This is a genomic window from Streptomyces sp. NPDC044984 (assembly GCF_040646935.1).
Classification (GTDB): domain Bacteria; phylum Actinomycetota; class Actinomycetes; order Streptomycetales; family Streptomycetaceae; genus Streptomyces.
In genome coordinates this window covers 99,468-126,335 of the sequence record NZ_JBEZBE010000028.1, presented here as the reverse complement: position 1 = coordinate 126,335, position 26,868 = coordinate 99,468, and the positions used below count along the sequence as shown (strand labels likewise).

The following is a 26,868-nucleotide window of genomic DNA, read 5'->3' as shown; positions in this document are numbered from 1 at the left end:
TCGACCACCTGGACGCCGCCGGCATCGAAGCCGACGAACTCACCGTCCACACCCCCGACCTCGACGACGTCTTCTTCGCCCTCACCGGCCCCACCCAGTCCAGGGAGAACGTCCGATGAGCAACCTCGCCCTCGCCGTGCGCGACTCGTCCACCATGCTGCGCCGCAACCTCCTGCACGCCCGGCGCTACCCGTCCGGAACCCTGAACCTGCTGCTCGCGCCGATCATGCTGATGCTGCTCTTCGTCTACGTCTTCGGCGACGTGATGAGCGCCGGCATCGGTGGCGAAGGCGCGGACCGCTCCGCGTACATCGCCTACCTCGTCCCCGGCATCCTGCTGATGACCATCGGCTCCACCGTGGTCGGGGCCGCGGTCCACATCTCCATGGACATGAGCGAGGGCCTCATCGCCCGCTTCCGCACCATGGCCATCCACCGCGGCTCCATGCTCGTCGGGCACGTCGTCGGCAGCGTGCTGCAGTGCCTCGCCAGTGTGGTCCTCGTCGGCGCCGTCGGCGTGGCCATCGGCTTCCGCTCCACGAACGCCACGGTCCTGGAGTGGCTGGCGGCGTTCGGGCTGCTGGTGCTGTTCGCCCTGGCGCTCACCTGGATCGCGGTCGGCATGGGCCTGGTCAGCCCGAACGTCGAGGCGGCCGCCAACAGCGCACAGCCCCTGATCCTCCTCCCGCTCATCTCCAGCGCCTTCATCCCGGCCGACACGATGCCGGGCTGGTTCCGGCCGGTCGCCGAGTACCAGCCCTTCACCCCGGCCATCGAGACCCTGCGCGGCCTGCTGCTCGGCACGGAGATCGGCCACCACGGCTGGATCGCGATCGCCTGGTGCGTCGCCCTGACCGTGCTCGGTTACCGCTGGTCGACAGCACGGTTCAACCGCGATCCGAAATGAGGGCCCGGGCTGCCTCCCGCGGCTCGCCCCGTTCCAGGGCGGCGCGCTCGACACCGTGTCGGCGTACGCCGTCGGCGTGTACCCGCACTGCGGGGTGCCCGGCGTCGGTGTGGGCCGGGGGTGGGTCGCGCGGCCCGGCGCTTGCGGGGTGCCTCCCCCGCTCTCGGCTGCGCTCGAGCGGGAGGTACCCCCACCGCCCACCCTCCCCCACTCTCGGCTTCGCTCGAGCGGGGGGACCCCATCGCCCTGGGGGTACCTCCCAGGCCCTTCAGGCACTGGGGGAGGCACGACTGCCCGCGGTGGGCGGGAGCGCGGTAGCGGCAGCCGCGTACGGCGTGGAGGGGACGGGGTGGGGGCGGGTGCCCGCAGTGGCCGGTGCGTGCGCGCCCCGCACCCCCTCCGAGTAACGTGATCCGCGCCGGTCCGAGGGCGGACACCCCCGACCGCAGGCGCTACGCCCGCCCCCACCGGACCGGACGCTGCGCCGCAGGCGTCGAACGCGTCAGTCCTTGATCTCGCAGATCGCCGCGCCGGAGGTGATGGAGGCGCCGACCTCCGCGCTCAGGCCCTTGACCGTGCCGGACCGGTGGGCGTTGATGGGCTGCTCCATCTTCATGGCCTCCAGGACGACGACCAGATCGCCCTCCTCGACCTCCTGCCCCTCCTCCACGGCGATCTTGACGATCGTGCCCTGCATCGGGGAGGCGAGGGTGTCGCCCGAGGCCACCGGGCCCGACTTCTTAGCCGCCCGCCGCTTCGGCTTGGCGCCCGCCGCCAGCCCCGTACGGGCCAGGGACATGCCCAGCGAGGCCGGGAGCGAGACCTCCAGACGCTTGCCGCCGACCTCGACGACGACCGTCTCGCGGTCGACCTCTTCCTCCGCCCCCGCGTCGACCGCGGCGGCGAACGGCTTGATCTCGTTGACGAACTCCGTCTCGATCCACCGCGTGTGCACCGTGAACGGTTCGGCCGAACCGGTGAGTTCGGGCGCGAACGCCGGGTCCCGCACCACCGCGCGGTGGAACGGGATGGCCGTGGCCATGCCCTCGACCTGGAACTCCGCCAGCGCACGGGCGGCCCGCTCCAGCGCCTCCTTGCGGGTGCGGCCGGTGACGATCAGCTTCGCCAGCAGCGAGTCCCACGCCGGCCCGATCACGGAGCCCGACTCCACCCCCGCGTCCAGTCGCACACCCGGGCCCGACGGCGCGTCGAAACGGGTGACGGTACCGGGCGCCGGCAGGAAGTTCCGCCCCGGGTCCTCACCGTTGATCCGGAACTCGAAGGAGTGCCCGCGCAGCACCGGATCGCCGTACCCCAGCTCCTCGCCGTCGGCGATGCGGAACATCTCCCGCACCAGGTCGATCCCCGCGACCTCCTCGGTCACCGGGTGCTCCACCTGCAGACGCGTGTTGACCTCCAGGAAGGAGATCGTGCCGTCCAGGCCGACGAGGAACTCCACCGTGCCGGCGCCGACGTAGCCGGCCTCCTTCAGGATCGCCTTGGAGGCGGAGTACAACTCCTCCATCTGGGCGTCCGACAGGAACGGCGCCGGCGCCTCCTCGACCAGCTTCTGGTGCCGCCGCTGCAGCGAGCAGTCACGCGTGGAGACCACGACCACGTTGCCGTACTTGTCGGCCAGGCACTGCGTCTCCACGTGCCGCGGCTTGTCGAGGTAGCGCTCGACGAAGCACTCCCCGCGACCGAAGGCGGCGACCGCCTCACGCACCGCGGAGTCGTACAGCTCCGGCACCTCCTCCAGCGTCCGCGCCACCTTCAGACCGCGCCCGCCACCGCCGAACGCGGCCTTGATCGCGATCGGCAGCCCGTGCTCCTCGGCGAAGGCGACGACCTCCTCCGCCCCGCTCACCGGATCGGGCGTACCCGCCACCAGCGGGGCGCCCGCGCGCTGCGCGATGTGCCGGGCGGCGACCTTGTCGCCGAGGTCGCGGATGGCCTGCGGCGGCGGGCCGATCCAGATCAGGTCCGCGTCCAGCACCGCCTGGGCGAACTCGGCGTTCTCGGAGAGGAAGCCGTAGCCGGGGTGGACGGCGTCGGCACCCGACTCACGCGCGGCGTTCAGCACCTTGTCGATGTCGAGGTAACTGGTGGCCGGAGTGTCACCGCCCAGGGCGAACGCCTCATCCGCTGCGCGGACATGCAGAGCGTCCCGGTCCGGGTCGGCGTAGACGGCAACGCTCGCGATTCCGGCGTCCCGGCAGGCCCGGGCAACGCGGACAGCGATTTCGCCACGATTGGCGATGAGCACCTTGCGCACGATTGAGGCTCCCTCCTTGAAACAAGCCGAGTTTAGGGACTGCCGACACGGCTCTTCGACCCGTCCCCACTGGTGAGCTTGCCCACACGGAGCGTGATACGAGGCTCGCTCGACCCGCGAAAGCCCTTGTCGCACCTCGGTACGCAGGGCTCCTCCCGGAAACCCTAGCCGTCCTGTGTGGTCAAGGTCTCTGTGAGAGCGTGCTGCGGCCCACTCCGTTTCTTTGTGGAGTCCCTACGAATGGCCCAATGATTCTTTGCCCCGCACGGACCCCTTGTACCGAGGTTTACCCGTTAGTAGCCTTCCCGGCGACCCGAACATACTCGGGGTAACCACAAGCGTGCTCGAAAGTGGGTGGGGCCGGTGGTGCGCAGACCGGTGGCGTGGGTCGTGGCGCTCGTGCTGTTCGCCGAGGCGCTCGGCATCGCGGCGCTGAACTGGTTCCTGGGTGTCGTCGTCGACCGGCAGGACATGTCGCTGGCCGGTCTCGACCCGGACGTGATGTCGACGTCCTCGAAGATCGGCGGAGTCGTCTTCGGGCTCTACTTCGCGCTGTGCGGCCTGGCGGCCCTGCAGGCCGCCCTGCGCGACCGGGCGCCCGCCGGGCTCGCCCGGGTGCTGCTGGTCAGCGCGGCGGTGGTGCACGCGCTGCTGGGCGCGGTCACGTGGGGCCTGGTCGGCCCGCTCGCGTTCCTCTGGATGGTGCTCGTACTCGGGCTGGTCGTGCTGCTGCTGATGACGTACGACGGCCGTCCGGAGCAGCCGGCCGACGCCGCTCCCGAGGACGGCGCCGGCGGTGACGGCTCTCCGGTCGCGCCCCCGGTCACTCCTCCGGCGGCGCCCACAGCTCCGTGATGCCGACGCCGAGGTCGGCGAGGAGGCGCCGGACCAGGGGCAGGCTGATGCCGATGACGTTGCCGTGGTCGCCGTCGATGCCGTCGATGAACGGGGCGGAGCGGCCGTCCAGGGTGAACGCCCCGGCGACGTGGAGCGGTTCGCCGGAGGCCACGTAGGAGGCGATCTCCTCGTCGCTGGGATCACCGAAACGGACCACGGTGGAGGCGGTGGCGGAGACGTAACGGCCACTGAGGGTGTCGTAGACGCAGTGGCCGGTCTGCAGGGTGCCGGCACGGCCCCGCATGGACTTCCAGCGCGCCGTGGCCTCCCCGGCGTCCGCGGGCTTGCCGAGGGCCTGGCCGTCCAGTTCCAGGACCGAGTCGCAGCCGATCACCAGCGCGCCCTTGACCTCGGGCTTCGCGGCGACGACGGAGGCCTTGGCCTCGGCCAGGGCGAGCGCCAGGTCGGCGGGGGTGGGGGCGGTGACGGCGTCCTCGTCGACCCCGCTGACGATCACCTCGGGGTCCAGCCCGGCCTGGCGGAGCAGCCCGAGCCGGGCGGGGGACTGGGAGGCGAGCACGAGTCGGCGGCGCGGCTGATCTGTCATGCGGTCAGCGTAGCGACGTGGCCCGGATGCCTCATCTCACGCCGATCACGAGCATGGCGAGCACCATGGCCAGCGCCATGAGAACGCCCAGCCGCCGCAGCATGTCCTGCGTGTCCCGCAGTTCCTTGGGCGGCTCGTTCTCGGGGTCGGACCACAGCATGCCACCAGCGTGGGGCCTGGCCGGCCGGGGTGCCTGAGTACGCGTACTCAAGTAGGGACGCGGGACTCGTCGTGCCGTGCGCCCGCGCGGCGGATCCGCACCCGGGCACAGCCCCGCGTCCCTGAGCCGGCTGCCGCTAGCCGGGCCAGTAGGTGCGGGTCCAGGACGTCGGGCCCGGGCTCGGGACGCCCCGGGCCGCGAGGCGGGACGGGTCGGACCACGCGTCGCGGGGGGCGGGCGCGCCGGGCGGCACGGCTGACGCCGCCGCGGCGCGCGCCCGGACCACCGCCAGTGCGGCGGCCAGCTCCTCCGGGGTGGGGTTGCCCCGTACGACCTTGATCACGTCGGCTCCTTACAGGGGGATGTTGCCGTGCTTCTTCGGGGGCAGGGATTCCCGCTTCGTACGCAGCTGACGCAGCCCGCGGACGATGTGCCGGCGGGTGTCGGACGGCATGATCACCGCGTCGACGTAGCCGCGCTCGGCCGCGACGTAGGGGTTGAGGAGGGCGTCCTCGTACTCCCGCATCAGCCTCGCGCGGGTCTCCTCCGGGTCCTGAGCCTCGGCGATGGTGCGGCGGTGCAGGATGTTGACCGCGCCCTGTGCGCCCATCACGGCGATCTGGGCGGTCGGCCAGGCCAGGTTGAGGTCGGCGCCCAGGTGCTTGGAGCCCATGACGTCGTAGGCGCCGCCGAAGGCCTTGCGGGTGATCACGGTGATGAGGGGGACGGTGGCCTCGGCGTAGGCGTAGATCAGTTTGGCGCCGCGGCGGATGATGCCGTCGTGCTCCTGGTCCACGCCGGGCAGGAAGCCGGGGACGTCGACGAAGGTGATCACCGGGATGTTGAAGGCGTCGCAGGTGCGCACGAAGCGGGCCGCCTTCTCGGAGGCGGTGATGTCCAGGCAGCCGGCGAACTGCATCGGCTGGTTGGCGACGATGCCGACGGGGCGGCCCTCGACGCGGCCGTAGCCGGTGAGGATGTTCGGCGCGAACAGCGGCTGGGTCTCGAAGAACTCGGCGTCGTCGAGGACGTGCTCGATCACCGTGTGCATGTCGTAGGGCTGGTTCGCCGAGTCCGGGACGATCGTGTCGAGCTCGAGGTCCTCGTCGGTGACCGTCAGGTCCGCCTCCTCCGGGAACGCCGGGGGGTCGGAGAGGTTGTTCGACGGCAGGTAGGACAGGAGCTGCTTGACGTACTCGATCGCGTCCTTCTCGTCGCCGGCCATGTGGTGGGCGACGCCGGAGGCGGTGTTGTGGGTGCGGGCGCCGCCGAGTTCCTCGAAGCCGACGTCCTCGCCGGTGACGGTCTTGATGACGTCCGGGCCGGTGATGAACATGTGGCTGGTCTGGTCGACCATGACCGTGAAGTCGGTGATCGCGGGGGAGTACACCGCGCCGCCCGCGCACGGACCGACGACCAGGCTGATCTGCGGGATCACGCCGGAGGCGTGGGTGTTGCGGCGGAAGATCTCGCCGTACGCGCCGAGGGAGGCCACGCCTTCCTGGATGCGGGCGCCGCCGGAGTCGTTGATGCCGATGACCGGGCAGCCGGTCTTCAGCGCGAAGTCCATGACCTTGACGATCTTCTGGCCGTAGACCTCGCCCAGCGCCCCGCCGAAGACGGTGAAGTCCTGGGAGAAGACGGCGACCGGGCGGCCGTCGACGGTGCCGTAGCCGGTGACGACGCCGTCGCCGTAGGGGCGGTTGGCGTCGAGGCCGAAGCTGGTGGAGCGGTGCCGGGCGAACTCGTCCAGTTCGACGAAGGACCCCTCGTCGAGCAGGAGGTCGATCCGCTCACGGGCCGTCAGCTTGCCCTTGGCGTGCTGCTTCTCGACGGCGCGCGCGGAGCCGGCGTGCGTCGCCTCTTCGATACGGCGCTTCAGGTCCGCGAGCTTGCCCGCGGTCGTGTGGGTGTCAGGCTGCTGCTCTTCCGGCTCGGACATCGGGATGCGGCTCCCTGCCTGCTCAAAAGGGGGGACGGTTACTCATCCGTAGCGTAGTGGGGGGCCCTCCGTTCGGCAGTGCGGTCTTTCCCACACCGCTTCCCCCTTCACAGACGCGGGAAGGAGATCCTCGAAGAGCCCACGTCATCGCCGTGCTCAGGGCGACGATCGAGGCGTCGCGGCGGGACACGTCGGAGGGGCGACACCGTGAGAACGGTCGAGCGCCCGTGAACCTCGGCCCTCGGGGCCGGCATCCGTCCCCTGTGCGGGGCGGAGGATGCCAAATCTAGTGTGGGTCGCATGACACCACATGGTGAAGGTAAGCCCAATGGGCCCAGTGAGCCGAGGTCGGGACGTTGGTCGGACCTCGACCGCCCGCCGTTGAACGCCGCCGGCCTGCGCCGGGGACTTGTGCGCGCGGGCGGATTGTGGCGGCAGCTGGACGTGGTGCAGCGGACCGGGTCCACCAACTCCGATCTGGTGGCGCGGGCCGCCGAGGGGCCGCTCGAGGAGGGTGTCGTCCTCGTCGCCGAGGAGCAGACCGCCGCGCGCGGGCGCCTCGACCGGCGGTGGACGGCGCCGGCCCGGTCGGGGCTGTTCTTCTCCGTGCTGCTGCGGCCCGCCGAGGTGCCCGTGGCGCGGTGGGGCTGGCTGCCGTTGCTGACCGGTGTCGCGGTGGCGACCGGGCTGTCGCGGGCCGCGGGCGTCGACACGGCGTTGAAGTGGCCCAACGACCTGCTGGTTACGGTGGGCGGCGAGGAGCGGAAGGCCGGCGGGATCCTGGCGGAGCGGGCCGGTGACGACGGGGTGGTGATCGGTGTCGGGATCAACGTGAGCCTTCGGGCCGACGAGCTGCCGGTGCCGACCGCGGGGTCGCTGGTGCTGGCGGGGGCGGTGAGCACGGACCGGGATCCGTTGCTGCGGGGGGTGCTCCGGTCGCTGGAGGACTGGTACGGGCGGTGGCGGGCGGCGGGGGGCGACCCGGGGCCGAGCGGCCTGCAGGAGACGTACGCGGCGGGGTGCGCGACGCTGGGGCGGGTGGTGCGGGCGGAGCTGCCCGGGGACCGGGAGCTGGTGGGGGAGGCGGTCGCGGTGGACGGCGACGGCCGGCTGGTGCTGGCCACGGGGGAGGGCGTGCAGGAACCGGTGGGCGCGGGCGACATCGTCCACCTGCGCGCACGCTGACGCCGGGGGCCGCGGGAACGCCGGGGTTCCGCCCCCGGCCCCGGCCCTCGGGGCGACGCCGATCGCCCCACCTCACGGCTCAACCCGACGGAGTGAGCTGGCGCACACCTGCCGTAGAGTTGAGCCCGGTCGACACCTGGCCATGGCAGATCGGAAGGGCACGCGTGACCGTCGACGACTCGGGTTCCACGGACGCGCAGGGCGACGGCGAGGATCCGCTTGCCCTGCGCCTCGAACAGCTCATCCTGGGTGCCGAGCGCCGTTACACACCGTTTCAGGCGGCCCGCAGCGCCGGTGTCACCATGGAGCTGGCCACCCGCTTCTGGCGGGCGATGGGTTTCGCCGACGTGGGCCAGGCCAAGGCCCTCACCGAGGCCGACGTGCTCGCGCTGCGCCGGCTCGCCGGTCTGGTGGAGGCGGGCCTGCTGAGCGAGGCCATGGCGGTCCAGGTGGCGCGGTCCACCGGGCAGACCACCGCCCGGCTGGCCGAGTGGCAGATCGACTCGTTCCTGGAGGGGCTGACCGAGCCGCCCGAGCCGGGCATGACCCGTACCGAGGTGACGTACCCGATCGTCGAGCTGCTCCTGCCCGAGCTGGAGGAGTTCCTCGTGTACGTCTGGCGGCGACAGCTCGCCGCGTCGGCCGGGCGGGTCGTGCAGGGCGCCGACGACGAGGAGATGGTCGACCGGCGGCTCGCCGTCGCCTTCGCGGATCTGGTGGGGTTCACGCGGCTGACCCGGCGGATGGAGGAGGAGGAGCTCGGCGAGCTCGTCGAGGCCTTCGAGACCACGGCCGCCGATCTGGTCGCCGCGCGGGGCGGGCGGCTCATCAAGACGCTGGGCGACGAGGTGCTCTACGCCGCCGACGACGCCGGTGTCGCCGCGGACATCGCGATGCGGCTGATCGAGACCATGGCGAACGACGAGACCATGCCGGAGCTGCGGGTCGGCATGGCGTTCGGCACGGTGACCACCCGGATGGGTGATGTGTTCGGCACGACCGTGAACCTGGCGTCCCGGCTCACGTCCATAGCCCCCCGGGACGCCGTGCTGGTCGACAGTGCCTTCGCCGAGGAGTTGATCCGCACCGGTGCCGCCCCTGCCTCCGAGGCGGCGGCGGCCGAGGCGGTGGCCGCGGCGGAGAAGGAGGGCGAGGAGCCGCCGAGCTACCGGTTCGCGCTCCAGCCGATGTGGCAGCGGCCCGTGCGTGGCCTCGGTGTGGTGGAGCCCTGGCTGCTCACGCGCCGGAACGGGGCTTCCGCCTCGGCTTAGTTCTGGCCGGCTCGGCCTGGTTCCGGCCGCCTCGGTCTGCTTTCGGCCGTCTCGTCCCGGTCCCGGCCGTCTCGTTTTACTCCTGTTGCTCCTGTTCCTCCTGGCTGTTCCGTCCTAGTCCCGGTCGCCGAGGTCCGGGCCGCCGCCCACGCAGAGACCGATGATCGGTACGCACAGGCCGCCGGGGTCGGGGCCGTGGCCGGGGTCCGGTCCGTCCGGCTGTTCCGGTGCCGGGTCCCCGGGTGTCGGTGGGGGTGTTCCCGGGGTGCTCGGTGACGGGGGTGCGGGCGGCCGGTGCCGGGTGGCCGGGGGCCGGGCGGCCGGGGTGCTCGCCGTGGCCGGGACGGCCGTCGGGGGCCGGGCCGGGGACGACGGGCCGGGTGCGGTGAGCGGGGCCCGGTCCTTGCCGCCCAGGGCCGTGGGGGAGGACGGGCTCGCCTCGGGGGCGGGCCCGGTGGCCTCGCTCGTCGTGGGGGAACCGGTGGAGGAACCGGTGGGTGTGCCGGTGTCCGTGTGGAGGACGGGGCGCGGGCCCGTCTCCGCGCCGATGTCCGTGCCGTCGCCCTGGGTGGTGGCCAGGCGGACCAGGGTCACAGCGCTCGCGGCCACGGCCAGGCTTCCCGCGGCCAGCAGGGCCTTGCGGGGGCGGGGCTTGCGGTGGCGGCCCCGGAAGCGGGAGGTGCCCGCCGGTGGCTCCTCGATCGGTGCGGTCGGTGTCATCGTGATCCCCTCCCCTGCGTGCGCGCCCCCGACGCGCCGCGGTGTGCGCACGCTATGCGCTTCCGTGAAGGGCCGGGCCGGGAAGTCGGGGTGATGTCACTCGAACGGGTGGGCGGGGGGTGACGAGGGAACCGGGCGTGCGCCCTTTTCCCCGGTGGGCGTGGGCTGCGATGATCGGGACGAGTGGAAGTTAACCCGCGTTAACCGGAGGGTGTCGATGAGTGAGGAACGGTTCGGGGAGTTCGTGCTGGTGCGCCGGCACGAGCGGGGGCATGTCGCGGAGCTCGTCCTCGACCGGCCCAAGGCCATGAACGCCGTGTCGACCGGGATGGCCCGCTCCATCGCCGGTGCCTGCGCGGCGCTGGGGGAGGACCGGAGCGTACGGGCGGTGGTGCTGAGCTCCTCGCACGAGCGGGCGTTCTGCGTGGGGGCCGATCTGAAGGAGCGCAATTCCTTCAGCGACGCCGATCTGGTGCGTCAGCGGCCCGTGGCGCGCGGGGCGTACACCGGGGTGCTCGAGCTGCCCGTGCCGACGGTGGCGGCGGTGCACGGGTTCGCGCTCGGCGGCGGGTTCGAGCTGGCCCTGTCGTGCGACGTGATCGTCGCCGACCGCACGGCCGTCGTGGGGCTGCCCGAGGTGTCGGTCGGGGTGATCCCGGGCGGGGGCGGTACGCAGTTGCTGCCCCGGCGGGTGGGGGCGGCGCGGGCCGCCGAGCTGATCTTCACGGCGCGGCGGGTGGAGGCCGCCGAGGCCCGGGAGCTGGGGCTCGTCGACGAGCTGGTGGAGGAGGGCCGGGACCGGGAGGAGGCCCTCGCCATGGCGTCCCGGATCGCCGGGAACTCGCCGGTGGGGCTGCGGGCGGCCAAGCGGGCGCTGCGGCTCGGGCACGGGCTGGACCTGTCCGCCGGGCTGGAGGTCGAGGACGCCGCCTGGCGGTCGGTGGCGTTCTCGGGGGACCGGGCGGAGGGGGTCGCCGCCTTCAACGAGAAGCGCAGGCCGGAGTGGCCCGGGGAGTAGGGGGCCGCCGGGCCCGTTCGCTTCTCCCGATGTCCCGGTCCGTCCTGAATCTTCCTAGTCTGGAGAGATGGGTGAGGAGAGCCGGCTGGCGGCCGTGGTGGCGCTGGCCCAGGGCATGGCCGCCGCGCACGGTTCGCGGGACGCCTGGCGGGCCGCGGCCGGCGGGGCCTGCCGGGCGCTGGGCGGGAGCTTCGCCGCCCTGTCGGTGTGGGAGCGGGAGCTCGGGCGGCTGCGGGTGCTGGTGAACGTCGGCGAGCTGGCCGAGGGAGAGGAGGAGTTCCCGGAGGACGAGTCCTATCCGGTGCACCAGTTCGCCGAGATCACCGAGTTCCTGCACGAGCGGTGGGCGGGGGGTGGTGAGCCCGACGCGTGGGTGGAGACCGCCGAGGGGCCCTCGGCGGGGCGCGCCGGGTACCGCCACCAGCGGGTGGCCGCGCTCAGGCGGCGGGGGCGCGGGTGCTGCGTGGTCGCGCCGGTCGTGCTGCACGGGCGGGCCTGGGGCGAGCTGTATGTGGCCCGGCCGGCCGGTGCGCCCGTCTTCGGGCGGGACGACGCCGACTTCGCGACGGTGCTGGCCGCCGTCGTGGCCGCCGGGCTCGCGCAGACCGAGCAGCTGGAGGAGGTCCGGCGGCTGGCGTACACGGACTCGCTGACCGGGCTGGCCAACCGGCGTGCCGTGGACGCGCGGCTCGACGAGGCCGTCGAGCGGCACCGGCGCGACGGGGCCGTCGTCAGCCTCGTGGTGTGCGACCTGAACGGGCTGAAGCGGGTCAACGACACGCTGGGGCACGCCGTGGGCGACCGGCTGCTGGAGCGGTTCGGGACCGTGCTGTCGCTGTGCGGGGCCATGCTGCCGGGGGCCCTGGCGGCGCGGCTCGGCGGGGACGAGTTCTGCCTGCTGGTCGTGGGGCCGCCGGCCGACGAGGTCGTCAAGGCGGCCGACGAGGTGTGCCGACGGGCCGTGGAGCTGGGCATCGGGGACGGTGTCGCCTGCGGTGTGGCGTCCACCGGGGATCCCGTCGGGCCGGTGCACTCCGCCCGGCGGTTGTTCCGGCTGGCCGACGCGGCGCAGTACCGGGCCAAGGCCGAGCGCGCCGCGCATCCCGTCGTGGCCGGGCGGGAGGGGCCCGGCGATCCCGTCGTACGGCTCGCGGACGAGCCGTCACGGGCGGCAGACGGGGAGCGGCGCCGGTTCCGGGGGCGGCATTCGCCGTAGCGCGTGACCCCTCGGTAAGGGGTGAGGTGCCGAACCGGTGGTGACATTATTGAATTCACTGCGTACGCTCCTGAATATGGATATGCACACTGTGGTGGTGGGGACATCCGGCGTGACCGCGTCCGACGTGCTCGCCGTGGTGCGCGGCGGTGCCCGCGTCGAACTGTCCGCGGAGGCGGTGGCCGCCCTCGCCGCGTCCCGCGAGATCGTGGACGCCCTGGCCGCGAAGCCGGACCCCGTGTACGGGGTGAGCACCGGATTCGGCGCCCTGGCGACCCGGCACATCGGCCCGGAACTCCGTGCCCAACTCCAGCGCAACATCGTCCGCTCGCACGCCGCCGGCATGGGGCCCCGCGTGGAGCGGGAGGTCGTCCGCGCCCTGATGTTCCTGCGGCTGAAGACCGTCTGCTCCGGGCGCACCGGCGTCCGGCCCGAGGTCGCGCGGACGATGGCCGACGTGCTGAACGCCGGGATCACCCCGGTCGTGCACGAGTACGGCTCCCTGGGCTGCTCCGGCGACCTCGCCCCGCTGTCCCACTGCGCCCTCACGCTGATGGGCGAGGGGGAGGCGGAGGGCCCCGACGGCAGCGTGCGGCCGGCCGGTGAACTGCTCGCCGAGCACGGCATCCGGCCCGTCGAACTGCGCGAGAAGGAGGGGCTCGCCCTCCTCAACGGCACCGACGGCATGCTCGGCATGCTGGTCATGGCCCTCGCCGACCTCGACGTCCTGTACAAGTCCGCCGACGTCACGGCCGCCCTGACCCTGGAGGCGCTGCTCGGCACCGACAAGGTGCTCGCCCCCGACCTGCACGCCATCCGCCCGCACCCTGGTCAGGCCGCGAGCGCCGCCAACATGCTGGCCGTGCTGAAGGGTTCGGGACTGACGGGGCATCACCAGGACGACGCGCCCCGCGTCCAGGACGCCTACTCGGTGCGCTGCGCCCCGCAGGTCGCCGGCGCCGGACGGGACACCCTGGCGCACGCCCGGCTGGTCGCCGAGCGCGAACTCGCCTCAGCCGTCGACAATCCGGTCGTGCTGCCCGACGGGCGGGTGGAGTCCAACGGCAACTTCCACGGGGCGCCGGTCGCCTACGTGCTGGACTTCCTCGCCATCGCCGTCGCCGACCTCGCCTCCATCGCCGAGCGCCGCACCGACCGGCTGCTGGACAAGAACCGCAGCCACGGGCTGCCGCCCTTCCTCGCCGACGACCCCGGCGTGGACTCCGGGCTGATGATCGCCCAGTACACGCAGGCCGCCCTGGTCAGCGAGTTGAAGCGGCTCGCCGTACCGGCGTCGGCGGACTCGATCCCGTCCTCCGCGATGCAGGAGGACCACGTCTCCATGGGCTGGTCGGCGGCGCGCAAACTGCGGACGGCCGTCGACAACCTCACCCGGGTCGTCGCCGTCGAGCTGTACGCCGCCACCCGGGCCGTGGAACTGCGCGAGGGGCTGACCCCGGCACCGGCCACACGGGCGGTCGTCGAGGCCGTACGGGCGGCGGGCGTGGGCGGTCCCGGGCCCGACCGTCACCTCGCCCCCGACCTCGCCGCGGCGGACGCGTTCGTGCGGGACGGGCGGCTGGTGGCGGCCGTGGAGACGGTCACCGGACCGCTGGGCTGAACCGGCCGGGGTCCGGCGGCCGTTCCGCCGGGCCCCGGTGCGCGCGTCCACGGACCCGTGCGCGCGCGTCTACAGACCGAGGTGCTCCCGGCGGACCGAGTAGACGACGAAACCGGCGCCGAGGGTGAGGCAGGCCGTGCCGCCGACGATGTACGGGGTGCTGTCGAAGCTGCCGGTGTCCGCGAGGCGGACGTCCCCACCCATGCCGTCGACGGACGTCGACACGACTCTCGCCTGCTGCGTGACCTGCGGCGACGGACTTGCCGGGACCGTGTCCGCGACCGGTGTGTTCGAGGTCGCGTTCGCGGACGGGACGAACCACAGGGCGCACAGCAGGGTGCCCGCGGCGGTGGCGGTCAGCAACGGACGGAGCGCGGATGACACGGAATATCGATCCCCTTGTGGTGCTGGCGAATTGGCCGTGTGGGGCGATGTTAGTGAACAGCGCGGGTCACGGGAAAGCCGCGGGGGCCCGAGGCCGTACGCTCCGGGCATGAGCACCCCAGAGACATCACGGTTTGTGCGACTTCGCGTGGAACTCGTCCTCGAGATCGACGACGAGGAGGCGGTGACCGGGGCCGCGTTGCGCAGGATCGCGGACGACGGCGATATGCCGGACGAGGAACGGGTACACGCCGAGAGCGCCGTGACGGAGGACACCGCGGAGGCCCTCGCCCAGCTCGTCGATCCGTTCGCCCTGATCGACGAGGTACCGGGCGTGGAACTGCTGCAGGCCTCCTGGAGCGGCGAGGAGATCGACTACGACCCCGACTCACCGGAGTGGGACCTCGACGAGGACGATGACGGCGAGCCCCACGGCGGTGAGGAAGAAGGGGCGGGCAGGGAAGGCTGAGGCGTTTTGGGGAAATCGTGACCCCGGGCGGCAACCGCCGCCCGGGTGATGACGTCTCAAGCGACGGCGCACCGACCGGCGCCCTCACCGTCCGCCCCGGCGGACGTGGCGAGCCCCACACCCGCGGGCCGTGGGGAACGGGAGCACCCGGTCGTAGCGTTGAAGGTTGTGGACGAGGTCCTTCGGCTTCGCGCCGGGGACTCGTGGGGTTGGGATTCGGCAACGATGGAGAAGCGTGTGATGACGGACGGTAAGCGGCGCAGGGGTCTGGCGGCCGCGTCCGCTCTGCTCGGCGGAGTGCTGGTGCTCTCGGCGTGTTCCGGTGGTGACAGCAGCGCCTCGAGCGACGGCGGCAAGGGCGACTCGCAGGCCCAGGTCGACGAGGCGGCGGCCAAGAAGTCCTCCGAGGCGCAGATCAAGATCACGCCGAAGGACGGCTCCAACAACGCCTCCATCAACAACTCCGCCACCGTGACCGTGGCCAAGGGCACGCTCACCGAGGTGAAGATGACCACCGCCGACGGCACCGCCGTCGCCGGTGAGATATCCGCCGACAAAAAGAGCTGGAAGCCCAGCGCCCAGCTGGAGCGGGCCACCACCTACAAGCTGTCGGCCACCGCCGAGGACGCCGCGGGCCTCGCCGCCCACGAGAACGCCTCGTTCACCACGGTCGCCCCGGACAACAGCTTCATCGGCACCTTCACCCCGGACGACGGCACCACCGTCGGCGTCGGCATGCCGGTGTCGATCAACTTCGACAAGGCGATCACCAACAAGGCCGAGGTGCAGAAGGGCGTCACCGTCACCAGCAGCAGCGGCCAGGAGGTCGTCTGCCACTGGTTCAACGCCAACCGCATGGACTGCCGGCCCGACGAGTACTGGCAGGAGAACTCCACCGTCACGCTGAAGCTGGCGCTCGACGGTGTCGAGGGCGCCGAGGGCGTCGTCGGCGTCCAGCAGAAGACGGTCACCTTCAAGATCGGCCGCAACCAGGTGACGTACGTCGACGCCAAGACCAAGCAGATGAAGGTCACGCAGGACGGCAAGACCGTCCGCACCATCCCGATCTCCGCCGGGGCGCCCGAGAACAAGACCTACGAGGGCCAGATGGTGATCTCCGAGAAGTTCAAGGAGACCCGGATGAACGGCGCGACGGTCGGCTTCACCGACGACGACGGCAAGGGCGAGTACGACATCAAGGACGTGCCGCACGCCATGCGCCTGAGCACCTCCGGCACCTTCATCCACGGCAACTACTGGGGCGCCAAGTCCATCTTCGGCAGCGTCAACACCAGCCACGGCTGCGTGGGCCTGTCCGACACCAAGGGCGCGAACGACCCGAGCACGCCGGGCGCCTGGTTCTACGACAACTCGATCATCGGCGACGTGGTCGTCGTCCAGAACACCGGCGACAAGACCATCGCCCCGGACAACGGCCTCAACGGCTGGAACATGGACTGGGAGCAGTGGAAGGCGGGCTCGGCGGTCTGACGCCGGCCGCGCACGCGGCACCCCATCCCACCACCTGACCGATGCCGCCGCCCGCCCCTTCGGGGAGCGGGCGGCGGCATCGGTCTTCTTCTCATGGGGCTCTTATGGGGCGCTTATCGCTTCATCACCCACCGTCCCTAGCTTGCCGCCATGTTCTTCACCTACCTGAGGCGCGAGCTGCGCCGCCGCAGAAAGGCGGCCCTCGTCGTCGCCTCCGGCCTCGCCCTGGGCATCGCCCTGGTCGTCGTGGTCAACTCCGTGTCCTCCGGCATGAGCAAGGCGCAGGAGAAGGTCCTGCAGTCCCTCTACGGGCTCGGCACGGACATGACGGTCACCAAGGCCGCCGAGTCCCAGACGGCCGGCGAGCGCCCCCGGTTCCGGTTCGACGCCCAGGACGACGACTCCGGCGAGGAGCAGAGCAGCGACCGCGTCATGGTGCAGGGCTTCCAGACCCTGGCGAGCTCCACCGTGGACAAGGTCGGCGAACAGGACGGCGTCGCCGGCGCGGTGGGCGGACTGAGCCTCCAAGTGATGAAGGTGAGCGGCGAGTTCACCCGGGGTCAGTTCCAGCAGGACGGCCAGGGCGCCGAGGGCGGCCAGGGCGGCGGTCCCGGTGCCGGCCAGTCCTCCCCGCAGGGCCGGGTCGAGGGCGGCGGCGCCAGCTTCGACGTCAACAGCTACACCGTCTACGGCACCGACGTCACCGAGCCCGCCCTCGGCCCGCTGACCTCCTCCGAGATCACCGACGGACGCACCTTCGAGCCGACCGAGACCGACGCGAAGGTCGCCGTCGCCGACTCCGCCTACGCCAAGGAGAAGAAGCTCGAGACCGGTGACACCGTCACCGTCAAGGGCACCGAGTACAAGGTCGTCGGCATCGCCACCGCCACCAGCGGGGACGCCGCGGCCAACCTCTACCTGCCGCTGAAGCAGGCGCAGACCCTCGCCGACGCCGAGGACAAGGTCACCACGATCTACGTCCAGGCGACCGACTCCCAGCAGATCGACAGCGTCAAGTCCGGGATCCAGAAGAACATCTCCGGTACGACCGTCACGACCTCCGCCGACCTCGCCGACACCGTCTCCGGCTCCCTGTCCACCGCCTCCTCGCTCGCCGCCGGCGTCGGCAAGTGGCTGTCGGTCGTGGTCCTGGTGGCCGCGTTCCTGGTCGCCGGTCTGCTCACCTCCTCGGCGGTCTCCCGCCGGGTGCGCGAGTTCGGCACCCTCAAGGCGCTGGGCTGGAAGTCCGGCCGGGTGACCCGGCAGGTGGTCGGCGAGTCCATGGTCCAGGGCCTGATCGGCGGCGCCCTCGGCATCGCGCTCGGCCTGGCGGGCGCCTACGCCGTCACCGCCGTCAGCCCCACCCTGCAGGCCCAGCTCGGCGGCGGCACCGGTGGCGCCGGCGGCATGGGCGGACCCGGTGGCGGCGGCATGGGCGGCCCCGGGCGGCAGACCGCCGCCAAGACCCTCGACATCGCGCTCACCGCGCCCGTCAGCCTCACCACCGTCGCCCTCGCGGTCGGCCTCGCCGTGGCCGGCGGCCTCGTCGCCGGCGCCTTCGGCGGCTGGCGCGCCTCCCGGCTGCGGCCGGCCGCCGCGTTCCGCCGCGTCGAGTAGCACCCGCCCGGCACCTGCCCCGGGGCCCGCCCGCAGCGGACGGGCCCCACCCTCGTACGCGATCCAGGAGCAGCCCCATGTACGAACTCAGAGGCGTCACCCGGCGCTACACGCGCGGCAAGGAGACCGTCCACGCCCTCGACGGAGTCGACCTGACCATCCCCGACGGCGACCGGCTCGTCATCCAGGGCCCCACCGGCGGCGGCAAGTCCACGCTGCTGCAGATGCTCGGCGGACTCGACCGGCCCACCTCCGGCGAGATCGTCCTGGACGGCACCGACCTGGCCAGGCTGCCCGAGGCCCGGCTCACCCGGGTCCGCAGCGAGAACATCGGCTTCGTCTTCCAGTCGTTCAACCTGATCCCCACGCTCACCGCGCAGGAGAACGTCGAGACCGCGCTCGTCCCGCTCGGCGTGAAGGCCAAGGAGCGCCGGGAGAAGGCCGCCGAGGCGCTGGCGTCGGTCGGTCTGGGCGAGCGGCTCGGACACCTGCCCGGCGAGATGTCCGGCGGCCAGCAGCAGCGCGTGGCCATCGCGCGGGCGCTGGTGAAGGAGCCGAAGGTGCTGCTCGCCGACGAACCCACCGGAAACCTCGACGAGTCGATGCGCGACGAGATCATGGACGTGCTCATCCGCATGTGGAAGGAGCTGGGGCTGACCTTCGTCATGGTCACTCATGACTCGGCCATCGCGAAGGCGGCCCCGCGCCTGGCGACGATCCGCAAGGGACGGATCACGGTGAAGGAGAACGCGAAAGCCTGACCGGACGACCGGAAAAGGCGTCAACCGCGCGGTTGTGTAACAGAGTGTCGGCGGCGGTGTTACAGCCTCCCGTCGACTTCGGCACCCTTTCCGGCGCCCCTTGAGTCGCTTGATCACCCCTCGGCATACTGCGTGTTCCGGGGGGTGCGCGCATGCGTACGAGACCACCCCCGGCCGGGTGACGTCGAGTTCGCCCGGCGACTTCGCTAGGGGGAACCTTGCGCAGACAAGTGAAGAGAGCGTGCGCGGCCACGATCGCCACGGCGACCGCCGTGGCGCTCGCGGCGGGCATGGCCGGCCCGGCGTCGGCGAACGGGGAGCGCACGACCGCCACCTCCGCGACGGAGGCGTCCTCGCCGAAGGCCAAGCACCGGATCACGCTGATCACGGGTGACCGGGTCGCGGTGGACGCCAAGGGCCGCGTGGTCGGCCTGGAGCGGGCCGAGGGCCGGGAGCACATACCCGTGCAGGTCCGCCGCACCGGCGGCCACACCCTGGTGCTGCCGGCCGACGCCGCCCGGCTGATCGCGAGCGGCAAGCTGGACCAGCGGCTGTTCGACGTCACCGAGCTGAACAAGGCCACGACCCGCGGCTCCCAGAAGCGGGGCCTGAAGGTCATCGTCGGCTACCAGGGCGCCGCCCAGGCCGCCAAGGCCGACGTCCGTGACGCGGGCACGGTCCGCCGGACCCTGAAGTCCCTGAACGCGGACGCGGTGCAGACCCCGCACGAGGAGACGCCCGAGCTGTGGGACGCCGTCACCAACGGTGACAGGACCGCCTCCGGCATCGCCCACGTCTGGCTCGACGGGGTCCGCAAGGCCTCCCTCGACACGTCGGTGGCGCAGATCGGCACCCCGAAGGCATGGGCGGCCGGCTACGACGGCAAGGGCGTGAAGATCGCCGTCCTCGACACCGGCGTCGACGCCGCCCACCCGGACCTCAAGGGCCAGGTGACCGAGTCCAAGAACTTCACCTCCGCGGCCACCGCCGGCGACAAGGTCGGCCACGGCACCCACGTCGCCTCCATCGCGGCCGGCACGGGCGCCCAGTCCAAGGGCAAGTACAAGGGCGTCGCGCCCGGCGCGAAGATCCTCAACGGCAAGGTCCTCGACGACTCCGGCTTCGGTGACGACTCCGGCATCCTCGCCGGCATGGAGTGGGCGGCCGCACAGGGCGCCGACGTCGTCAACATGAGCCTGGGCGGCATGGACACCGCCGAGGTCGACCCGCTGGAGGCGGCGGTCAACAAGCTGTCCGCCGAGAAGGGCGTCCTGTTCGCCATCGCGGCCGGCAACGAGGGCCCGCAGTCGATCGGTTCGCCCGGCAGCGCGGACGCCGCCCTCACCGTCGGTGCCGTCGACGACAAGGACCAGCTCGCCGACTTCTCCTCCACCGGCCCCCGCCTCGGCGACGGCGCCATCAAGCCGGACGTCACCGCGCCCGGCGTGGACATCACGGCGGCCTCGGCGAAGGGCAACGACATCGCCAAGGAGGTCGGCGAGAAGCCGGCCGGCTACATGACCATCTCCGGTACGTCGATGGCGACCCCGCACGTCGCGGGCGCGGCGGCGATCCTCAAGCAGCAGCACCCGGAGTGGACCTACGCGGAGCTGAAGGGCGCGCTCACCGGCTCCACCAAGGGCGGCAAGTACACGCCGTTCGAGCAGGGTTCGGGCCGCGTCCAGGTCGACAAGGCGATCCAGCAGACCGTGATCGCCGACCCGGTGTCGCTGAGCTTCGGCGTCCAGCAGTGGCCGCACACCGACGACACGCCGGTGACCAAGCAGCTCACCTACCGCAACCTCGGCACCCAGGACGTCACCCTGAAGCTGACGTCGACCGCCACGAACCCCCAGGGCAAGGCGGCCCCGGCCGGCTTCTTCACCCTGGGCGCCACGACGGTCACGGTCCCCGCGGGCGGCAAGGCCTCCGTGGACCTCACGGTCGACACCCGGCTCGGCGGCACCCTCGACGGCGCCTACTCCGCGTACGTGGTCGCGACGGGCGACGGGCAGACCGTGCGCACGGCGGCCGCGGTGCAGCGCGAGGTCGAGTCGTACGACGTGACGCTGAAGTTCCTCGACCGCGCGGGCAAGCCGGCCGCCAACTACGTCGCCAACCTCGCCGGCATCTCCGGCCTGGGCGCCGGCCGGTGGCACCAGCCCTACGAGGCCGACGGCACCGTCACCGTCCGCGTGCCCAAGGGCGGTTACGTCCTGGACACCGGCATCCTCGTGGGTTCCGACCCGGAGAAGTACGAGGGCGCCGACTGGCTCGCCCAGCCGAAGCTGAACGTCACCAAGGACACGACGATCACGCTGGACGCCCGCAAGGCCAAGCCGGTGAAGATCACCGTGCCGGACAAGGCGGTCAAGGCGGGATTCGCCTCCGCCGACTACACCGTCGAGACGAAGAACTCGGCCTACGGCTTCGGCTGGTGGCTGGACTCGTACGACAACTTCCGCTCCGCCCACCTCGGCCCGCAGGTCACCGACGGCTCGCTGTACCAGCAGTGGGACGCCCACTTCAGCAAGGGCGCCAAGGAGCAGTACAGCGCCGTCACCGGCGCCAAGGTCAAGAACCTCGCCACCGGTTACACCCGGAACTACAAGGCCGGCGAGTTCGCCACGGTGAAGGTCGGCATGGGCGCCGCGGCGAGCGGCAAGAAGGGCGTCGTCAGCGCCTTCGGCACGTTGCCCGAGAGCGGCGGCGCCTCCTCGTTCGGCCAGGCGCAGAACCTGCCCGGCACCCGCACGCTGCACCTGTCCACCGTGTCCGGGGTGAAGTGGGACCTCGACTTCGAGCAGCAGGGCGGTGTCGACGCCGAGGGCTGGCCGATCTGGGATGCCGGCTACGTCATCGGGTACGAGAAGGGCTACAAGGGCGGCAAGACGTACAAGGAGACCGTGAACACGGCCGTCTTCGGGCCGCGCCTCACCTCCGACTACGGCATCTTCCGTGACGGCAACAGCATCTCCGGGCTGGTCCCGCTGTTCGCCGACGGCAAGGGCCACGCCGGCTCCTCGGTGTTCACGTCGGTCACCACCAGCCTCTACCGCAACGGCAAGAAGGTCGGTTCGCACGACGACCCGCTGTTCGGCGAGAAGGAGTTCAAGGTCCCGTCCGCGGACGCCTCCTACAAGCTGACCACCTCGGTCAAGCGCAGCGCCAAGGTCGCCGCCGCCTCCACGCGGATCGACGCGAGCTGGACCTTCCGCTCCAAGAAGACCGCCGACCTCAAGCAGCTGCCCGCCTCCACGGTCCGCTTCCAGGCGGCCACCGGACTGGACAGCAAGGTGACGGCCGGCAAGAAGGTCACCGTCCCGGTCACCGTCGAGGGCGCCGCCAAGGGCAAGAACCTCAAGTCCCTGTCGGTGTACGTGTCCTACGACTACGGCAAGACCTGGAAGAAGACCACGGTCACGAAGGGGAAGATCACCTTCAAGAACCCGTCGAAGGGGAAGGCCGTCTCCTTCCACGCCAAGATCGCCGACAAGAAGGGCAACAAGTCGACGATCTCGATCTACAACGCGTACTACGGCAAGTAGTCCGTGAACGGACGGCCCGCCGGAAGCACCGCTTCCGGCGGGCCGTCCCGTTTCGTCCGGACGCGGGAGGACCCGGGCGTCGAGAGCCGTGGGCCGTCCGGGCTCAGGGAGCCGTGGATCGTCCGGCTCAGGGAGCCGAGGGCCGTCCGCCTCAGGGAGCCGTGGTCCCCGCTCCGGCCCGCCTCGCGTCCGCGCCCCAGCTGCACAGCAGCTTCAGGGCCTCCGCCGACGGCGAACCCGGTTCCGCGAAGTACGTGACCAGCGACTGTCCGGTGTCGTCGCCGGCCGGGCGGAACGACTCCCACAGCAGCGTCAGCTCACCGACCAGCGGATGCCGGACGTGCTTGACGCCGTGGCTCTTCTCCTTGACGTCGTGCGCCGCCCACAGCCTGCGGAACTCCTCGCTCTTGACGGACAGCTCGCCCACCAGCGAGGACAGCTGCGGGTCGTCCGGATGGAGGCCCGCGTCCATGCGGAGGTAGGCGACCATGTCGTACGCCTTCTGCTCCCACTCCACGAACAGCTCCCGGTGGTCCGGGTTCAGGAACACCAGCCGCGCCCAGTTCCGCTCCTGCGCCGGGAGCCGGTCCCAGTCCCCGAAGACCGCCGCCGCCATCCGGTTCCAGGCGAGGATCTCCGAGCGCCGGCCCACGACGTACGCCGGGACCGCGTCCATCGACTCCAGCAGGTGCCGCAGCGCGGGACGGGCCTGCTGCGTCCGGGCCACCGGCTTCCGCCGCTGCCGCTTCGGCTTCGCCAGGTGCGTGAGGTGGGACCGCTCGGCGTCGGTGAGGCGCAGGGCGCGCGCGATCGAGTCCAGCACCTCCGCCGACACGTTCCGCCCGTTGCCCTGCTCCAGGCGCGTGTAGTACGCCACGGACACCCCGGCGAGCTGGGCCAGCTCCTCGCGGCGCAGTCCCGGCACCCGGCGGTGCCGTCCGAAGTCCGGCAGTCCCACGTCCTCCGGCTTCAGCCGGGCCCGCCGGGTGCGCAGAAACTCGCTGAGTTCCGCCCGTGGGTCGAGGCCGCCGCTCGCGGGGCCGGCCGGGTGGGTGTGCTGCTCGTCCATGTCTCCAGTATTCCCGGTCGTACGCACGCCATCCTGTCCCCGCCAGTGGTACGCACGGCCAACGTAGGCAGAACCGTGGTCTGGGTGAGTCCGGGCCGTTGTCGCAGGCTGGGGACCGTGCCCGGCCGGACAGGAGACAGCCGGGCGCACGACCTCACGAGGAGAACCCCGGCATGACCACTGTTGCCGCATACGCCGCACCCGCCGCCAAGGCTCCGCTGGAGCGGACGACCGTCGAGCGGCGCGCGGTCGGCGAGCACGACGTCCTGATCGACATCAAGTTCGCCGGCATCTGCCATTCCGACATCCACCAGGTCCGTGAGGGCTGGGGCGAGGCGATCTTCCCGATGGTCCCCGGCCACGAGATCGCCGGCGTGGTGTCCGAGGTCGGCTCCGGCGTCACCCGGTACCAGGTGGGTGACCGCGTGGGCGTCGGCTGCATGGTCGACTCCTGCCGGGAGTGCGAGAACTGCAAGGCCGGACGGGAGCAGTACTGCACCGGCAGCGGCATGGTCGGCACGTACAACGCCCTGGACAAGAACGGCGAGCCCACCCACGGCGGCTACTCGGAGAAGATCGTCGTCGACGAGAACTACGTCGTCCGCATCCCCGACGGGCTGGCCCTCGACGTCGCCGCGCCCCTGCTCTGCGCCGGCATCACCCTGTACTCCCCGCTGAAGCGCTGGGGCGCCGGCCCCGGCAAGAAGGTCGCGGTCCTCGGCATGGGCGGCCTCGGCCACATGGGCGTCAAGATCGCGCACGCGCTGGGCGCCGAGGTGACGGTGCTGTCGCAGTCCCTGCGCAAGAAGGACGACGGCCTCAAGCTGGGCGCCGACCACTACCACGCCACCAGCGACCCGAAGACCTTCGAGGAGCTGCGGGGCACCTTCGACCTGATCGTGTCGACGGTGTCGGCCCCGCTGGACTTCGGCGCCTACCTGTCCCTGCTGAAGACGGAGGGCACGCTGGCGAACGTGGGCGCTCCCGAGGAGCCGGTCGCCCTCAACCTCTTCTCGCTGCTCGGGGGCGGCAAGACCCTCGCCGGTTCGATGATCGGCGGCATCGCCGAGACCCAGGAGATGCTGGACTTCTGCGCCGCGCACGGCATCGGCGCGGAGATCGAGCTGATCGGCGCGGCCGAGATCAACGAGGCGTACGAGCGCGTCCTGAACAGCGACGTCCGCTACCGCTTCGTGATCGACACGGCGACGATCTGACGCCCGGCGCCTCCCCTGGTCACCGGCGGCGGGGACACCGGTCACCGGACCTGCGGGGCCCCGCCGACTCCGGCCGGGGCCCCGCCGCGGTGCGTCGCTCAGTGCGGGAGTGTCGCCGGGCTGCCGCCGTTCGCCTCGTAGCCGGCCACCGCCAGGGCGCGGTAGACGGCGAACTCGGCGGCCGGGTCCGGGGAGAGGGTCCAGGGGAGGGCGCCCACGTGGCCGTCGATGTGTATGAGCTGGCTCATGGCCTCCGCCCAGCGCTCGCCGCGGACCAGGAAGAAGACCAGCAGGTGCCGCACGTGCGCCGACATCGGGTCGTCGGGGCGGGCCGAGTGCACCGCGTGCAGCGCGCCGTGGACCGCCTTGGTGACGGTCTCGCTCCGGTAGAAACCGGCGACCAGGTTCACCTCGGGCAGGTGCTCGAAGACCGCGAAGAGCGGCATGGCGGCGAGGAGGGAGCCCTGGGGCGCCCGCGCCGCCGCGGCCTCCGCGAACGCGAACGCCTGCTGCCGCGAGCCGTGCCACTTCTCGCACCAGTAGTGCAGCGCGGCCAGGTGCGCCCCCATGTGGGCCGGGGCGCGGTCCAGGATCTTCAGCCAGAGCTGCTCGAAGTCCTGCTGCGGGTAACCGAGTCCGCGGGCCACCGACAGCTCCACGATGTACGGGACCGGGTCACCGGGAGCCAGCAGCGCGGCCTCGCCGCACGCCGCCTTCGCCTCCTCCATGATGATCCGGAACTCGTCCGTCCCGGGCGCCGCCGTACGCCACGCCTGCTGCACCAGGAACTCGGCGTGCACCGCGGCGCCGCCCGCGTCCTTGGGCATCTCGGTCCGCCACACCCGCAGCCACTGCCCGCCCGGCGCCTCGCCCACCCCGCCGGGCCGCTGCTGCAGTTCCAGCGAGGCCGCGCCCGCGAACGCCTGGACGCGCTGCCAGCGCAGCTCGCCCTTCGCGTCCGTGCCGGCCAGCAACTGCTGCGCCGCGCGGTAGTCCTGGGTGCGCTGCACCAGGTCCAGGACGTCCAGCAGGTCCTGGTCGGGGCCGGGCATGCGGATGTCCAGCTCCTCCTCGCGGGCGAAGCCGTAGTTCGCCGGGTCCGCCGCGTCCGGGTGGCCGGCGGGGACCTGCGTGATCGCCCCGCGCCCGCGCCGCAGATACGGCACCACCACGAAGCCGAGCATGACGAGCGCGATCAGGACCCAGAGAATCTCCATGCCACCAAGCGAACCAGACCACGCCGACAATTGGCCAACCCGGTGCCGGACCCTGTGGAAAACTCCCGGCGTCCGCCCGCTCCACCCGTTCCGTCCACCCGTTCCGTCCACCCGCTCCGTCCGTGCCGCCCCTCCGCGTCCGTCATCCGCACCGTGCGCGCACTACCCTCGGTGCCCATGAGCGACAGGCACATCAGTCAGCACTTCGAGACGCTCGCGATCCACGCGGGCAACACCGCCGACCCCCTGACGGGCGCGGTCGTCCCGCCGATCTACCAGGTGTCCACCTACAAGCAGGACGGCGTCGGCGGCCTGCGCGGCGGCTACGAGTACAGCCGCAGCGCCAATCCGACCAGGACCGCGCTGGAGGAGAACCTCGCCGCCCTGGAGGGCGGCCGCCGCGGCCTCGCGTTCGCGTCCGGACTGGCGGCCGAGGACTGCCTGTTGCGTACGCTGCTCGGCCCCGGCGACCACGTGGTGATCCCGAACGACGCCTACGGCGGCACGTTCCGGCTCTTCGCCAAGGTCGTCGCACGGTGGGGCGTGGAGTGGTCGGTGGCCGACACCTCCGACCCGGCCGCGGTACGGGCCGCCCTCACCCCGAAGACCAAGGCCGTCTGGGTGGAGACCCCCTCCAACCCGCTGCTCGGCATCACCGACATCGCCGCCGTGGCCCAGGTCGCCCGGGACGCGGGCGCCCGGCTCGTCGTCGACAACACCTTCGCCACGCCCTACCTCCAGCAGCCGCTCGCACTCGGCGCGGACGTCGTCGTGCACTCCCTGACCAAGTACATGGGCGGCCACTCCGACGTCGTCGGCGGCGCCCTGATCACCGGCGACGCGGACCTGGGCGAGGAGCTCGCCTTCCACCAGAACGCGATGGGCGCGGTCGCCGGCCCCTTCGACTCCTGGCTGGTGCTGCGCGGCACCAAGACGCTCTCGGTCCGCATGGACCGGCACAGCGAGAACGCCACGAAGATCGCCGACATGCTCACCCGCCACGCGCGCGTGACGAGCGTCCTGTACCCGGGGCTGCCCGACCACCCCGGCCACGAGGTCGCCGCCAAGCAGATGCGCGCCTTCGGCGGCATGATCTCCTTCCGCGTGGAGGGCGGCGAGGAGGCGGCCGTCGAGGTCTGCAACCGGGCCAGGGTGTTCACGCTCGGCGAGTCCCTGGGCGGCGTCGAGTCGCTGATCGAGCACCCCGGGCGGATGACGCACGCGTCCGCGGCCGGTTCCGCGCTCGAGGTCCCCGCCGACCTGGTGCGCCTCTCCGTGGGCATCGAGAACGTCGAGGACCTGCTCGAAGACCTCCAGCAGGCGCTCGGACGCTGAC

The 26,868-nt window shown here is 72.0% G+C and carries 23 protein-coding genes and 1 pseudogene; 15 read left to right on the top strand and 9 right to left on the bottom strand.

Annotated elements, in window-relative coordinates:
* Together AB0A94_RS27700 and AB0A94_RS27695 are read left to right on the top strand one after the other, a co-directional pair.
* Positions 1-119 (top strand): annotated as a pseudogene (locus AB0A94_RS27700) (ABC transporter); the annotation flags it as partial.
* The gene (locus tag AB0A94_RS27695; protein ID WP_361748604.1) at positions 116-907 is read left to right on the top strand and encodes an ABC transporter permease; all 792 of its coding nucleotides are present in this window, start codon (positions 116-118) and stop codon (positions 905-907) included. The pseudogene AB0A94_RS27700 and the gene AB0A94_RS27695, both read left to right, overlap by 4 nt.
* A 502-nt stretch (positions 908-1,409) precedes the next feature.
* Here the strand turns inward: AB0A94_RS27695 and AB0A94_RS27690 are convergent.
* Positions 1,410-3,182, bottom strand: coding sequence for a biotin carboxylase N-terminal domain-containing protein (locus tag AB0A94_RS27690; RefSeq protein WP_361748603.1), 1,773 nt, complete (start codon positions 3,180-3,182; stop codon positions 1,410-1,412).
* A 363-nt stretch (positions 3,183-3,545) separates the two neighbouring features.
* On the opposite strand from AB0A94_RS27690, the gene AB0A94_RS27685 reads away from it, so the two are divergent.
* Entirely contained in the window at positions 3,546-4,037 is a 492-nt protein-coding gene (locus AB0A94_RS27685; protein WP_361748602.1) for a hypothetical protein, read from the top strand.
* Here AB0A94_RS27685 and AB0A94_RS27680 read toward each other — a convergent pair.
* From AB0A94_RS27680 to AB0A94_RS27665, 4 genes are all read right to left on the bottom strand, one after another.
* The gene (locus AB0A94_RS27680) at positions 4,006-4,626 is read right to left on the bottom strand and encodes a nucleoside triphosphate pyrophosphatase (protein WP_361748601.1); all 621 of its coding nucleotides are present in this window, start codon (positions 4,624-4,626) and stop codon (positions 4,006-4,008) included. The genes AB0A94_RS27685 and AB0A94_RS27680 overlap by 32 nt on opposite strands.
* Positions 4,627-4,657: 31 nt before the next feature.
* On the bottom strand, positions 4,658-4,786 hold the full coding sequence (locus tag AB0A94_RS27675) for a hypothetical protein (protein ID WP_106979509.1): 129 nt from the start codon (positions 4,784-4,786) through the stop codon (positions 4,658-4,660).
* 136 nt (positions 4,787-4,922) lie between these two features.
* Positions 4,923-5,129: an acyl-CoA carboxylase epsilon subunit gene (locus tag AB0A94_RS27670; RefSeq protein ID WP_361748600.1), complete on the bottom strand. Its 207-nt coding sequence runs from the start codon at positions 5,127-5,129 to the stop codon at positions 4,923-4,925.
* Positions 5,130-5,138: 9 nt separating this feature from the next.
* Positions 5,139-6,728 carry an acyl-CoA carboxylase subunit beta gene (locus AB0A94_RS27665; RefSeq protein WP_361748599.1) on the bottom strand — a complete coding sequence of 530 codons (1,590 nt, stop codon included), beginning with the start codon at positions 6,726-6,728 and terminating at the stop codon, positions 5,139-5,141.
* 300 nt (positions 6,729-7,028) lie between these two features.
* Between AB0A94_RS27665 and AB0A94_RS27660 the strand changes: the two genes are divergently transcribed.
* Together AB0A94_RS27660 and AB0A94_RS27655 are read left to right on the top strand one after the other, a co-directional pair.
* A complete protein-coding gene (locus tag AB0A94_RS27660; protein ID WP_361748598.1) occupies positions 7,029-7,913 on the top strand; it encodes a biotin--[acetyl-CoA-carboxylase] ligase in 885 nt (294 codons plus the stop codon).
* 164 nt (positions 7,914-8,077) lie between these two features.
* Entirely contained in the window at positions 8,078-9,184 is a 1,107-nt protein-coding gene (locus tag AB0A94_RS27655; RefSeq protein ID WP_361748597.1) for an adenylate/guanylate cyclase domain-containing protein, read from the top strand.
* Positions 9,185-9,298: 114 nt separating this feature from the next.
* Here AB0A94_RS27655 and AB0A94_RS27650 read toward each other — a convergent pair whose 3' ends face one another.
* Positions 9,299-9,904 (bottom strand): hypothetical protein, encoded by a 606-nt coding sequence (locus AB0A94_RS27650; protein WP_361748596.1) that lies wholly within the window; start codon positions 9,902-9,904, stop codon positions 9,299-9,301.
* A 217-nt stretch (positions 9,905-10,121) separates the two neighbouring features.
* Between AB0A94_RS27650 and AB0A94_RS27645 the strand changes: the two genes are divergently transcribed.
* The 3 genes from AB0A94_RS27645 (at position 10,122) to hutH (ending at position 13,759) form a co-directional block, all read left to right on the top strand.
* Positions 10,122-10,922: an enoyl-CoA hydratase-related protein gene (locus AB0A94_RS27645; protein WP_361748595.1), complete on the top strand. Its 801-nt coding sequence runs from the start codon at positions 10,122-10,124 to the stop codon at positions 10,920-10,922.
* 67 nt (positions 10,923-10,989) lie between these two features.
* A complete protein-coding gene (locus tag AB0A94_RS27640; RefSeq protein ID WP_361748594.1) occupies positions 10,990-12,138 on the top strand; it encodes a GGDEF domain-containing protein in 1,149 nt (382 codons plus the stop codon).
* Positions 12,139-12,220: 82 nt separating this feature from the next.
* Positions 12,221-13,759 (top strand): histidine ammonia-lyase, encoded by a 1,539-nt coding sequence (hutH, locus tag AB0A94_RS27635; RefSeq protein ID WP_361748612.1) that lies wholly within the window; start codon positions 12,221-12,223, stop codon positions 13,757-13,759.
* 69 nt (positions 13,760-13,828) lie between these two features.
* Here hutH and AB0A94_RS27630 read toward each other — a convergent pair whose 3' ends face one another.
* A complete protein-coding gene (locus tag AB0A94_RS27630; protein ID WP_361748593.1) occupies positions 13,829-14,143 on the bottom strand; it encodes a hypothetical protein in 315 nt (104 codons plus the stop codon).
* A gap of 109 nt (positions 14,144-14,252) precedes the next feature.
* Here AB0A94_RS27630 and AB0A94_RS27625 point away from each other — a divergent pair, with 109 nt between their 5' ends.
* The 5 genes from AB0A94_RS27625 (at position 14,253) to AB0A94_RS27605 (ending at position 22,029) form a co-directional block, all read left to right on the top strand.
* A complete protein-coding gene (locus AB0A94_RS27625) occupies positions 14,253-14,612 on the top strand; it encodes a hypothetical protein (RefSeq protein ID WP_361748592.1) in 360 nt (119 codons plus the stop codon).
* Between the two features lie 240 nt (positions 14,613-14,852).
* Positions 14,853-16,103 (top strand): Ig-like domain-containing protein, encoded by a 1,251-nt coding sequence (locus AB0A94_RS27620; RefSeq protein ID WP_361748591.1) that lies wholly within the window; start codon positions 14,853-14,855, stop codon positions 16,101-16,103.
* Between the two features lie 150 nt (positions 16,104-16,253).
* On the top strand, positions 16,254-17,720 hold the full coding sequence (locus AB0A94_RS27615; RefSeq protein WP_361748590.1) for an ABC transporter permease: 1,467 nt from the start codon (positions 16,254-16,256) through the stop codon (positions 17,718-17,720).
* 77 nt (positions 17,721-17,797) lie between these two features.
* The gene (locus AB0A94_RS27610; protein ID WP_361748589.1) at positions 17,798-18,481 is read left to right on the top strand and encodes an ABC transporter ATP-binding protein; all 684 of its coding nucleotides are present in this window, start codon (positions 17,798-17,800) and stop codon (positions 18,479-18,481) included.
* Positions 18,482-18,771: 290 nt separating this feature from the next.
* Positions 18,772-22,029 (top strand): S8 family serine peptidase, encoded by a 3,258-nt coding sequence (locus AB0A94_RS27605; protein WP_361748611.1) that lies wholly within the window; start codon positions 18,772-18,774, stop codon positions 22,027-22,029.
* 151 nt (positions 22,030-22,180) lie between these two features.
* Here AB0A94_RS27605 and AB0A94_RS27600 read toward each other — a convergent pair whose 3' ends face one another.
* Positions 22,181-23,098: a helix-turn-helix transcriptional regulator gene (locus AB0A94_RS27600; RefSeq protein ID WP_361748588.1), complete on the bottom strand. Its 918-nt coding sequence runs from the start codon at positions 23,096-23,098 to the stop codon at positions 22,181-22,183.
* A gap of 173 nt (positions 23,099-23,271) precedes the next feature.
* Between AB0A94_RS27600 and AB0A94_RS27595 the strand changes: the two genes are divergently transcribed.
* A complete protein-coding gene (locus AB0A94_RS27595) occupies positions 23,272-24,315 on the top strand; it encodes an NAD(P)-dependent alcohol dehydrogenase (protein ID WP_361748587.1) in 1,044 nt (347 codons plus the stop codon).
* A 98-nt stretch (positions 24,316-24,413) separates the two neighbouring features.
* Here AB0A94_RS27595 and AB0A94_RS27590 read toward each other — a convergent pair whose 3' ends face one another.
* On the bottom strand, positions 24,414-25,532 hold the full coding sequence (locus AB0A94_RS27590; RefSeq protein WP_361748586.1) for a hypothetical protein: 1,119 nt from the start codon (positions 25,530-25,532) through the stop codon (positions 24,414-24,416).
* Positions 25,533-25,709: 177 nt separating this feature from the next.
* Here AB0A94_RS27590 and AB0A94_RS27585 point away from each other — a divergent pair, with 177 nt between their 5' ends.
* Complete coding sequence (locus tag AB0A94_RS27585; RefSeq protein WP_361748585.1) at positions 25,710-26,867, top strand: cystathionine gamma-synthase; 1,158 nt, start codon at positions 25,710-25,712, stop codon at positions 26,865-26,867.
* The last annotated feature ends 1 nt before the right edge of the window (position 26,868 follow it).